The organism is Vibrio splendidus, assembly GCF_003345295.1.
Taxonomy (GTDB): Bacteria; Pseudomonadota; Gammaproteobacteria; order Enterobacterales; family Vibrionaceae; genus Vibrio; species Vibrio splendidus_K.
Genome location: NZ_CP031055.1, coordinates 670,889 through 683,049 on the forward strand (window position 1 = coordinate 670,889; position 12,161 = coordinate 683,049).

The 12,161-nt window shown below is 43.9% G+C and carries 9 protein-coding genes and 1 pseudogene; 8 read left to right on the forward strand and 2 right to left on the reverse strand.

Annotated elements, in window-relative coordinates; genetic code table 11:
* Positions 1-89: 89 nt before the first annotated feature.
* Complete coding sequence (locus DUN60_RS02950) at positions 90-1,931, reverse strand: sensor histidine kinase (protein WP_114633129.1); 1,842 nt, start codon at positions 1,929-1,931, stop codon at positions 90-92.
* Between the two features lie 163 nt (positions 1,932-2,094).
* Between DUN60_RS02950 and DUN60_RS24960 the strand changes: the two are divergent.
* The 8 genes and pseudogenes from DUN60_RS24960 to DUN60_RS02985 form a co-directional block, all read left to right on the forward strand.
* Positions 2,095-2,277: pseudogene (locus tag DUN60_RS24960) on the forward strand (hypothetical protein); the annotation flags it as partial.
* Positions 2,278-2,633: 356 nt separating this feature from the next.
* A complete protein-coding gene (tig, locus tag DUN60_RS02955; protein ID WP_004736079.1) occupies positions 2,634-3,932 on the forward strand; it encodes a trigger factor in 1,299 nt (432 codons plus the stop codon).
* 105 nt (positions 3,933-4,037) lie between these two features.
* On the forward strand, positions 4,038-4,664 hold the full coding sequence (clpP, locus tag DUN60_RS02960; protein WP_004736080.1) for an ATP-dependent Clp endopeptidase proteolytic subunit ClpP: 627 nt from the start codon (positions 4,038-4,040) through the stop codon (positions 4,662-4,664).
* A gap of 81 nt (positions 4,665-4,745) precedes the next feature.
* Positions 4,746-6,026: an ATP-dependent protease ATP-binding subunit ClpX gene (gene clpX, locus DUN60_RS02965; protein ID WP_004736081.1), complete on the forward strand. Its 1,281-nt coding sequence runs from the start codon at positions 4,746-4,748 to the stop codon at positions 6,024-6,026.
* A gap of 132 nt (positions 6,027-6,158) precedes the next feature.
* Complete coding sequence (gene lon, locus DUN60_RS02970; RefSeq protein ID WP_114633130.1) at positions 6,159-8,510, forward strand: endopeptidase La; 2,352 nt, start codon at positions 6,159-6,161, stop codon at positions 8,508-8,510.
* 191 nt (positions 8,511-8,701) lie between these two features.
* The gene (locus DUN60_RS02975) at positions 8,702-8,974 is read left to right on the forward strand and encodes an HU family DNA-binding protein (protein WP_004736083.1); all 273 of its coding nucleotides are present in this window, start codon (positions 8,702-8,704) and stop codon (positions 8,972-8,974) included.
* Between the two features lie 220 nt (positions 8,975-9,194).
* Positions 9,195-11,060: a peptidylprolyl isomerase gene (gene ppiD / locus DUN60_RS02980; RefSeq protein WP_114633131.1), complete on the forward strand. Its 1,866-nt coding sequence runs from the start codon at positions 9,195-9,197 to the stop codon at positions 11,058-11,060.
* Positions 11,061-11,321: 261 nt separating this feature from the next.
* Positions 11,322-11,621, forward strand: coding sequence for a ComEA family DNA-binding protein (locus DUN60_RS02985; protein WP_054548192.1), 300 nt, complete (start codon positions 11,322-11,324; stop codon positions 11,619-11,621).
* Here the strand turns inward: DUN60_RS02985 and rrtA are convergent.
* Positions 11,612-12,160, reverse strand: a complete 549-nt coding sequence (gene rrtA / locus DUN60_RS02990) for a rhombosortase (RefSeq protein ID WP_065682117.1) — start codon at positions 12,158-12,160, stop codon at positions 11,612-11,614. The genes DUN60_RS02985 and rrtA overlap by 10 nt on opposite strands.
* Between the last annotated feature and the right edge of the window lies 1 nt (position 12,161).

Here is a 12,161-nt window from a genome sequence, read left to right on the forward strand (position 1 = left end):
CTTTACTTCTTTGTATTCTGATTATCGCTGAGTTTTTTGCTTGTTGGTTGGCTCGCTTGTTAAATAGCTAGCTTGTTAACGGTTTAATCTCAGTCTGTTGTTTTTGGTTTGGGTGTTGGTTTTTTTTCTTTTTGTTCTTGCTCAACAAGGGGCAACTCTATGCTGAATCGAGCACCACCTTGAGGGCTGTGACCGGTAGCGAGCTTGCCGTTGATTCCGCGGATTATTTGTTGAGAAATCGATAACCCAAGTCCAAGTCCATTTTTCTTGGTGGTATGGAAAGGTTCAAAAAAATCTCCGCTCGAAGAGGAAGTGAAGCCGGGGCCATTATCATCGACATGAATCAGCAAGGTGCTGGCTTGTTGATGGTCGGATTCCCTAATTTCTAACAGAATAGCTAATTGCTTGTCGTCTTGTTGTTCCATCGCCTGAATCGCGTTGGTCAGCAAATTAATGATCACTTGTTCCAATTGAATGGCGTTGGCGAGCACGCAAGCATCAAAGGTTTCAGGGAGTTCGTTAACCTTAACTCGTTCACTCTTGAGTTGTGGTTTCATCAGCTCTCTTGACGAGTGTAATACGGGAAGTATCTGCAACGTGTGTAGCTCTTCCGCGGTGGATTTCTTGGCGAAGGAGCGAAGCTGGTGGCTGATTTTCGCCATGCGATCAGTGAGCGCCGAGATTCGCGAGAGGTTGTCATCGACACGATCGATCTTTTCTTTGGCAAGAAACAGTCGGCCGTTGTCGGCATAACTGCGAATCGCAGCGAGAGGATTATTCAACTCATGGCTTATGCTTGCCGACATTTGCCCTAGCACCGCCAGTTTGGCGGCTTGGATGAGTTCGTCTTGTGTTTGCCTCAGTACATGCTCGGTTTCGATACGATGTTTAATCTCGACGTGCAGCTCTGATGTGCGCTCAAGCACTTGAAATTCTAGTTTTTGCTTGGCTTCAGATTGCAGTCTATCAATTTGGGCACGCCTTTGTTGTCGATGGTGATTGAGCTGCATCGTTAGATAAATAATCGCAAAGATAAGGCTCAAAACCACTAGGTAAGCCACCAGGTCCCACCAAACTAAGTGGGTCGGAGAAAATACTCGTATAGTGAGTTTCGGTTCGGCTAAGAAGCGTGAAGAGCTAAAGAATTGCTCTTGGACGAGCTTGTGCGGAGACTCAATATTGCTAGTCGCACTCTCGAAATCACCAGAGAAGTGAAGGCTTTCGATTTTGGTATCGAGATACTGCCTGCTTTCTTGAATTCGAGCTTGCTGTGCTTGGCTCAGCGGCTGAAGGCTTTTGAACAGCCATTCAGGATTACTCGACATGAATACGATTTGGTCTTTATCGTCAGCAACAAAAAAACTCTGTTTGCCTTTCCAACTTGCTTCAATCAGCGATAAATCCATCTTTACGACAATGACGCCAATAATCTCAGCGGCATAGGAGACCGGATAAGAATAATAATAGCCTCGCTTCCCAGACGTTGAACCTAGCGCAAAATATTGATTTTCATTGCCCTGAATGGCTTCTTGATAGTAGGGACGGAAAGCAAAGTTTCGACGAATAAAAGAACGTGGTTGATTCCAGTTACTGGCTGCGATAGTAGTGCCAATGCTGTCTAATAGATAAGTGTCGGACGCTTGAATCACCGAATTTACGTGCTCTAGATAGCGATTGGTGAGCTCGATTTGCGCAGAGTTACTTGGAGAGTGAAGGGCATCGACCAGTTCTTTGTCTTTTGAAAGCAGCTCGGGAATGTGCGCGAACTTATCCAATTGGCTTGAAATATGAACCGAAAAGCGGTTTAGCTTAGATTGATGATCATTTAACAAACTTTCATGACTAGTACTCCATACCCAATGACCGCCAAAGACCATCAGTAGACTGTATATGGCCATTAATAGTATTGGGATTCTAAAAGCTTGAAACATGAAGGCTCTCCGCTAATTTCTTTGGTAATCAATCAAGCCCGTCTTCTCTCATTTATGGTAGCAAATAGCGGTAGTTTTTGCTGAAAGGAGAAAGTCGACAGATGGGGGTAGGTTAAGGGTTTGTAACGGGGATTGTTGAAAAAGTTATCGACTCTGAGGGGTAAAACAAGAGCAAGATCTCTTTTTAAGGTTTTTAGCAAAAAAAGCCCTCGATTCCCTTGAAAAAGTCGCTATTGTCCCCATTTCTGTTGTGCTAAGTGATGATTTGATCATTTTTGTATCATTTAGTTGGACGAATTTAGAGCATTCATCATCATGCAGAGGTGAACGGCTCGACAGAGATTAAACAGATCGCTAGAATGTCGCATCTAAAATTTCTGTCCTGAGGCTAATCGGAGATACCTTTCTTGTTTCCGAAAACAAGCTTCACTGCTTTTTGTAAGTACGTGAGAACGTTTTATAAGTACGTGAAAACGTTTTATAACTGCGTGAGAACGTTCAATAAGCATGTGAAGAACGAAGATATCGCTGATTAGTCTGGTGTTTGGTTGAATAATCAATTCAGACATCAATGCTCGATTTTAAATTAGGTGTTCGGATAGAGCACTACACAAGAATGCAGCCAACAACGTCGGCTTTTGAATTAAAGCTAAGTTACGGCTCATATGCTCAGATTACTGAGCCAGTTTTGAGGTTTATATAATGCAAGTTACTGTTGAAACGCTAGAAGGCCTAGAGCGCCGTCTTAATATTACTGTTCCTGCTGCTAACATCGAAGATGCAGTTACAGCTGAACTACGCAACATCGCGAAAAACCGTCGTTTCGATGGTTTCCGTAAAGGCAAAGTGCCTATGAAGATGGTTGCTAAAATGTACGGCAAAGCAGTACGTCAAGACGTGATGGGCGAAGTAATGCAACGTCACTTCATCGAAGCGATCGTTAAAGAGAAAATTAACCCAGCTGGCGCACCTACTTTCGCACCAGTTGAAAACAACGAAGGCGCTGACCTAGTATTCAACGCAACTTTTGAAGTTTACCCAGAAGTTGAGCTGAAAGGTCTAGAAAACATCACGGTTGAGAAACCAGCAGTAGAAGTTAAAGAAGCTGACGTTGAAGAGATGATCGAAACTCTACGTAAGCAACAAGCAACTTGGACTGAAGTTGAAGCTGCTGCTGACGCTGGTTCTCGTGCAACTATCGACTTCGTTGGTTCTATCGACGGTGAAGAGTTCGAAGGCGGTAAAGCTGAGAACTTCCCACTAGAGATGGGTGCTGGTCGCATGATCCCTGGTTTTGAAGACGGTATCGTTGGTAAAACAGCAGGTATGGAATTCGAAATCGAAGTAAACTTCCCAGAAGATTACCACGCTGAAAACCTAAAAGGTAAAGCTGCTAAGTTCTCTATCAAGCTGAACAAAGTTGAAGCTCGTGAGCTTCCAGAACTAAACGAAGAATTCGTTTCTAAGTTCGGCGCAGCTGAAGGCGTTGAAGGCCTTAAAGCTGAAGTTCGTAAGAACATGGAGCGTGAGCTTAAGCAAGCTGTTAAGAACCGCATCAAAGAGCAAGCAATTGACGGTCTAGTTAACGAAAACAACATCGACGTACCTTCTGCTCTAATCGATCAAGAGATCGGTGTTCTACGTCAACAAGCTGCTCAACGTTTCGGTGGCAACACTGAAGCTGCTGACCAACTTCCACGTGAGCTGTTCGAAGAGCAAGCTAAACGTCGCGTAGTTGTAGGTCTTCTTCTTGGTGAAGTAATCAAGACTGAAGAGCTAAAAGCTGACGACGAGAAAGTTAAAGCTATCATCGAAGAGATGGCTACAGCATACGAAGATCCAACAGAAGTTATTGCTTACTACGAGCAAAACGAGCAAATGATGAACAACATGCGCAATGTTGCTCTAGAAGAGCAAGCTATTGATGCAATCATCGCTAAAGCTCAAGTTTCTGATAAAGAAGTTAGCTTCAACGAGCTAATGAATCAGCAACCTGCTTAATATAGTAATATCTGACGTAGAAGGTTGACGTACGGTCAACAATTCTGCTAACAATGGTCCGTATGATTTAATCATTCGGGCCATTTATTTTAGGGACATAAGAATATGAGCTACCAAGAAAAAAATACAATGCCATCGATTATGGACGCACTAGTTCCTATGGTGGTTGAACAGACTTCCCGTGGTGAACGTTCTTACGATATTTATTCTCGTCTATTAAAAGAACGTATCATTTTCTTAACAGGTCAAGTGGAAGACCACATGGCAAATCTTGTCGTGGCTCAACTGCTTTTCTTGGAATCAGAAAACCCAGACAAAGATATCTATCTTTACATCAACTCACCTGGCGGTAGCGTAACAGCGGGCATGTCTATCTATGACACAATGCAGTTCATCAAGCCAAACGTGAGCACAGTATGTATGGGTCAAGCTTGCTCTATGGGTGCATTTTTACTAGCGGGTGGTACTCCCGGTAAGCGTCACGTGCTTCCAAACTCACGTGTAATGATTCACCAGCCACTTGGCGGCTTCCAAGGCCAAGCGTCTGATATTCAAATTCACGCGCAAGAGATCCTAACGATCAAACAAAAGCTAAACAAACTATTGGCAGAGCACACTGGTCAGCCTTTAGAAGTTGTTGAGCGTGATACAGATCGTGATAATTTTATGTCTGCTGATCAAGCAGTAGAATACGGCTTGGTAGATTCAGTTCTTAATCACCGCGGTCAATAATTGCACGGCAATTGTTTAACGCAAAGTGATTCAAATTGATATACACTCAAGCATAGAGAGTAAAGGCTAAGAGGTTAGCGAATGACAGATAAAAGCAAAGAGGGTGGTAGCGGTAAACTGCTTTACTGCTCTTTCTGTGGCAAAAGCCAACACGAAGTTCGCAAGTTAATCGCAGGTCCTTCTGTTTACATTTGTGATGAATGTGTCGATCTTTGTAACGACATTATTCGTGAAGAAATTAAAGATGTTCTTCCTAAGAAAGAATCGGAATCGCTGCCAACGCCGCGTGAGATTCGTGAGCATCTTGACGACTATGTAATCGGTCAAGAATACGCGAAGAAAGTGCTAGCAGTTGCGGTATACAACCACTACAAGCGTTTGCGTAATGGTGACACGACAGCTGAAGGCGTAGAGCTAGGTAAGAGTAACATTCTTCTTATCGGTCCTACTGGTAGTGGTAAAACACTACTGGCTGAAACACTGGCTCGTTTCCTAGACGTTCCTTTCACAATGGCAGATGCAACAACACTAACCGAAGCCGGTTATGTGGGCGAAGATGTTGAAAACATCATCCAGAAGTTGCTTCAGAAGTGTGATTATGACGTAGCGAAAGCGGAACGCGGCATTGTTTACATCGATGAAATCGACAAGATTTCTCGTAAAGCTGAAAACCCATCAATCACGCGTGACGTGTCTGGTGAAGGTGTACAGCAAGCTCTACTTAAACTTGTTGAAGGTACAGTTGCTTCAGTTCCACCTCAAGGTGGTCGTAAGCATCCACAGCAAGAGTTCTTGCAAGTGGACACGTCTAAGATCCTATTTATTTGTGGCGGAGCGTTCTCTGGCCTAGATAAAGTGATTGAGCAACGTGTAGAAAAAGGTTCGAGCATCGGTTTTGGCGCAGAAGTGCGTTCAAAAGATGAAGCAAAAACTGTGGGTGAACTGTTCACTCAAGTTGAACCTGAAGATCTCGTGAAGTACGGTCTAATTCCGGAATTCATTGGTCGTCTACCCGTGACAACGACATTGACAGAACTTGACGAAGAAGCTCTAGTTCAAATTCTTTGTGAACCGAAGAATGCGCTTACTAAGCAGTACGCAGCATTATTTGAAATCGAAGAGACTGAATTAGAATTCCGCGACGATGCTCTACGTGCAATTGCGAAGAAAGCAATGGAACGTAAAACGGGTGCTCGTGGTCTGCGTTCTATCTTGGAGGGTGTTCTACTAGAAACTATGTACGAACTGCCATCTTCGACAGATGTAAGCAAGGTTGTGATTGATGAGTCGGTAATTAATGGTGAGTCAGAACCACTGTTGATTTACAGCAACTCAGATAACCAAGCAGCGGTTGCAGAGTAGGTCTTTTTTAGACAAGTCACTCAAATTGAAAAAGGAGGTAAGCAATTACCTCCTTTTTTTTATTCTTCCATTGAATCCAGTCGTTTAAGCCCCATATACTGCTTTATAAGTTAAAGCGGAAGAGAGAAATATATGAACTTGGAACGTTCCGAGCGTATCGAAATCCCCGTGCTACCTCTACGTGATGTAGTGGTTTACCCACACATGGTTATTCCATTGTTTGTCGGTCGTGAAAAATCGATTACTTGCCTTGAATCGGCAATGGAAGCTAATAAACAAGTACTACTTGTAGCGCAGAAAGAAGCGGACACTGATGAGCCTTCAATCGACGACCTATTTGACGTAGGCACAGTCGCTACTATTCTTCAGTTGCTAAAGCTGCCTGATGGTACTGTGAAAGTACTTGTCGAAGGTCAGCAGCGTGCAAAAATTCACCAGTTCAAAGAGAGTGAGTTTTTCTTAGCGGATGCCGAATACGTTGTAACCTCAGAACTTGACGAAAAAGAACAAGAAGTGGTTGTTCGCAGCGCGATCAATCAATTCGAAGGCTTTATTAAGCTAAACAAAAAAATCCCACCAGAAGTTCTAACGTCTCTGAACGGTATTGATGAGGCTGCACGCCTAGCCGATACGATTGCAGCGCACATGCCACTTAAATTGGTTGATAAGCAGCACGTTCTAGAAATTGCAGATGTGACAGAACGTCTGGAATTCTTAATGGGCCAAATGGAGTCAGAAATTGACATCCTGCAAGTTGAAAAACGCATTCGTGGCCGCGTTAAGAAGCAGATGGAGAAATCTCAGCGCGAGTACTACCTGAATGAGCAAATGAAAGCGATTCAGAAAGAACTTGGCGAGATGGATGACGCACCTGATGAATTCGAGACTCTGAAGAAGAAGATCGAAGATTCAAAAATGCCTCAAGAAGCTCGTGAAAAAACCGAGCAAGAACTGCAAAAACTGAAAATGATGTCGCCAATGTCTGCTGAAGCAACAGTAGTACGTAGCTACATTGATTGGATGGTTGGTGTTCCTTGGGCTAAGCGTTCAAAAGTTAAAAAGAATTTAGCGAAAGCGGAAGAGGTCTTGAATGAAGACCACTACGGCTTAGAGCGTGTTAAAGAACGTATCCTTGAATACTTGGCAGTACAAAATCGAATTAACAAGCTAAAAGGTCCAATCCTTTGTCTTGTTGGTCCTCCTGGTGTAGGTAAAACCTCGCTAGGCCGTTCGATTGCAGCGGCAACGGGCCGTAAGTACACTCGTATGGCTCTTGGTGGCGTACGTGATGAAGCGGAAATCCGCGGTCACCGTCGTACTTACATCGGTTCACTTCCGGGTAAACTGATCCAGAAGATGTCTAAAGTTGGTGTTAAGAACCCACTGTTCCTATTAGATGAAATCGATAAGATGTCTTCTGATATGCGTGGCGACCCGTCTTCAGCGCTTCTAGAAGTGTTAGATCCAGAGCAAAACGTTGCATTCAACGATCACTACCTAGAAGTAGATTACGATCTGTCAGACGTCATGTTTGTTGCAACGTCTAACTCAATGGATATTCCTGGCCCGTTACTGGACCGTATGGAAGTGATTCGACTGTCGGGTTACACAGAAGATGAAAAGCTAAACATCGCTAAAAGTCACTTACTGGACAAACAAGTTCAACGTAACGGTCTTAAGCCTCACGAGATTAATATCGAAGATTCAGCTATCGTTGGCATTATTCGTTATTACACGCGTGAAGCGGGCGTGCGTAATCTAGAGCGTGAAATCTCGAAGATTTGTCGTAAAGCAGTTAAGAATATCTTGCTAGACAGCAGCCTTAAGTCTGTAACGGTTAACATTGATAACCTGAAAGAGTACTTAGGCGTTCAACGTCATGACTTTGGTAAAGCGGATGAGAGTAACCGTATCGGTCAAGTGACGGGTTTAGCGTGGACTCAAGTGGGTGGTGACCTACTGACTATCGAAACTGAATCAATGCCAGGTAAAGGTAAGTTAACGCAAACCGGTTCTCTTGGCGATGTGATGAAAGAGTCGATTCAAGCAGCCATGACTGTGGTTCGTTCTCGTGCGGAAAATCTGGGTATTAACACAGATTTCTACGAGAAACGTGATATTCACGTTCACGTACCGGAAGGTGCAACACCAAAAGATGGCCCAAGTGCGGGTATCGCAATGTGTACTGCATTGGTATCCAGCCTAACGGGTAATCCTGTGAAAGCTGAGGTCGGTATGACAGGTGAAATTACCCTTCGTGGTGAAGTTTTACCTATCGGTGGCTTGAAAGAAAAACTGCTTGCAGCACACCGTGGCGGCATCAAAACTGTCTTGATTCCTAAAGACAATGAGCGTGATTTGGAAGAGATTCCAGACAATGTAATCGCTGACTTAAAGGTGATTCCGGTCCAATGGATTGATGAAGTACTTAAAGTCGCGCTAGAACGAGATCCGTCAGGGGTCGAGTTTGACGTGAAAAAATAGTGATGCATAGCAAAAATAAGTAAAGAATTACGCTGATAGACCCGAAAAGGCTTGTCAGCGTTTTTTTTGGACGCTAAGTTATTTGACTAAAGCGGCAGCCCTTTTGCAATAAGGCTTGCGGCTAAATTAAAACCAAAATGGAACGTACAGTCATCGAGAAGTAGTCACAGATGACACATAGGGGAAAAACAGTGAATAAAACACAACTAGTAGAATCAATCGCAGAAAACGCAGACATCTCTAAAGCTTCAGCTGGTCGCGCTCTAGACGCTTTCATCGAAGCAGTTGGCACAACGCTACAATCAGGTGACCAAGTTGCACTTGTTGGCTTTGGTACTTTCAGTGTTCGTACTCGTGCTGCTCGTACAGGTCGTAACCCAAAAACTGGTGAAGAGATCCAAATCGCAGAAGCTAAAGTACCTGGCTTCAAAGCAGGTAAAGCACTTAAAGACGCATGTAACTAATTTTCACTGCTGAAACCTCGCTTTTAGAGAGGGGAAGGCAGTAAAATGCGTTTACTGTTTGAAAAATGATGTTTCATTCTTAGACAGTATGTGTGCAAAGCACATTGAACTTATTTAAATTATGCGCATCCTACTGATGCGCATTTCTTTTTCTGATAATATCGCGTGAATAGATTTTTATTTTGAAGCCAATGCTTCATATCCGGAGAGCACTTAAATTATGATGGATCGATTACGCGAAGGCGTGAATAGCATCGCGGTAAAAATTATCCTTGGGTTGATTATCCTGTCATTCGTATTCGCAGGTGTAGGCAGCTACATCACCGGTGGCGGTAACAACGCAGCAGCTAAAGTTGGCAACACAGAAATTGCTCGTGGTGAGTTCGAACAAGCTTACCAAAACGAACGTAATCGTATGCAGTCTCAACTTGGCGATTACTTCGCTCAAATGCTTGCAGACCCTGCATACGTAGAGTCTTTCCGTAAATCAGTACTTGATCGCATGATCAACGATGTTCTACTTGAGCAGCAAGCTGAGTCACTAGGCTTACGAATCAGTGATTCTCAAATCCGTACAATGATTCTAGAAATGCCTCAGTTCCAAACTGCTGGTCAATTTGATCAAGAAGTTTACCAATCAGCACTGCGTCGTGCAGGTTTCAGCGCAGAAAGCTTCGCTGAATACATGCGTCGTGACCTAATGCGTAACCAGCTTGTGACTGCGCTTCAAGGCAGTGAATTTGTTCTTCAAGGCGAAATCGATACGCAAAGCAAACTTATTGCTCAAACTCGTGACATTCGTACAGTGACCTTGTCGGTTGCTGATCTAGCGAAAGGCATCGAGCTAACTGACGAGCAAATCGAACAGTACTATTCTGAGAACCCTCAAGCTTACACTCGTCCAGAGCAAGCTAAGGTGTCTTACATCGAGCTTTCAGCTGAAGCACTTAAGTCTCAGCTTGAAGTAAGCGATGAAGAAGCACAGAAATACTATCAAGAGCACCTAGACAAGTACTCAACTGAAGAGCAACGTAAAGTTAGTCACATCTTAGTTCAAGGCGATGACGAAGTGAAAGCTCAGTCAATCCTAGACGAGCTAAATGCAGGCGCTGATTTTGCTACGCTAGCGGAAGAGAAATCTGACGACTTCGGTAGTGCAGATGTTGGCGGTGACTTAGGTTGGATTGAACGCGATGTTATGGACCCAGCATTCGAAGACGCGGCTTTCGCTCTTGAGAATATTGGCGATACTACTGGCCTAGTTAAATCTGATTTTGGCTACCACATCATCAAGCTAGACGAAGTAAAAGCGTCTCAAGCTCAGCCTTATACAGAAGTAGCGGCTGAGATTAAGCAAGAACTACTAGACCAGCATGCTGTAGACCAGTTCTACGAACAGCAAACTGAGCTAGAGAAAGTAGCGTTTGAATTCCCAGATTCTTTGGATGACTCTGCTGAAGCTATCAATGCGAAGATCACGACAACAGATTTCATCTCTCAAGTTGACGCTCCGGAAGTTCTGATGACGCCTGCAGTTATGCAAGCTATCTTGAGCCCTGAAGTGAAAGAAGACGGTCTGAACTCTGAAGTTATCGAAGTTGCACCTGAGCACGTGATTGTTGTTCGTGTAGAAGAGACTCGCGACGAGACAGTTCTTCCTCTAGCTGAAGTGAAAGATCAAGTTGTCGCTGCATTGTCTGCTGTACAAGCTGAGCAACAAGCAGTTGAGCTAGGTGTTTCTCTAGTGAACGAGCTTAAGCAAGGTAACGAAGCAGTACTTGCAGATAACAACCTTGAGTTCACTGAACTTGAAACGATTGACCGTAACTCGCCACTAGCGTCGTCTGTATTCGCTCTAGCGAAACCAGAAGCAGGTCAAGCTGTGTTCGGTCAATCTAAAGACCAAGATGGTAACATCGTTGTTGTTGAGCTTTCTAAAGTAACGGCTGAAATCAATCCAGCTTACAGCACTCAAATTGGTGCACAGTTGGAACGAGTTGGTAATCAGCAAGACCTTACTAATGTACTAAACGTACTGCGTAAAAATGCAGACGTTGAATACTACGTAGTGGGTCAAGGTCAGTAAGCTCAGGTTAGCTTGAGTTAGATTAGCTCGGTAGTTAAGTCTGTTTGGTGGCTGACTACCGAGAATCAACATGCGATGGTTGTTGTTTTGCAAATTAGGTTTATTCGATAAATAAGAATTGCGAGCCAACAAACAAGCTGATGAAAACAAGGTGTATAACGAAGCGGGTCACTCAGGTGACCCGCTTTATTTTTGTCTGGTGATTGTGTTATCTAGTGCGGTAAATGCATAAGTTACGTTTTTTGTTCAAAGGAACGGTTTATGCGCACGATATATTCAACACTACTTCTTTCATTTCTGATGGCTCTGAGCTCCCCAGCGTTTTCTGATAGCCCATCTAAAGCTGAGCTTTACGATGGCATCGAGATTACGGTAAACATCAATACTGCGACGGCAGAAGAACTCTCAGCGCTATTAGTTGGTGTTGGGGACAAGAAAGCCCAAGAAATCGTCGATTACAGAGATCAAAACGGTGCGTTTACGACTGCTGATGATTTGGTGAGTGTGAAAGGGATAGGTGAAGCTACGGTTGAAAAGAACCGCGAAAGAATTCAACTTTGATCCGTTTTTCTACTTGTTAGAAATGAAGCGATAGATATGAAGCCTCCGGCCAATGCACCTGCTAGGTGGGCTTCAATCGCGACACGAGCATTAATCAGTTCGCCAGTCGTGCTAGAAGGGCCAATAAGCTGCTCCCAGGCGATTTTAGCGATTAATCCCAATACTAACAGCCAACTTGATCTCCTACCGTTTAAAGCCTCACTGAGCGCGAATAAGCCAAACAACCCATGCAAAGTGCCAGATAGGCCAACATAGATCTGAATACTCGAAAACAACAGAGCGATCCCAGTCACTAAACTAATCACAAGCAGAGCAAGAACAAGCTGTTTTTTACTCGGTTGAAACAGATAGCTGATGATCCATAAGCCTGCTAGATTCATCAGAAGGTGCGAGTAGTTGGTATGTGAAAAGTTTCCTGTTAGGATCCGCCACCATTGCCCCTCGGCAATCGCATTGCTATCCCATACGACCCAAGCTTGTATTGGCTCAAATTGGAATAAGACGCATAAAAGTGAAGTGAAAATTAAAACAGGGTACACA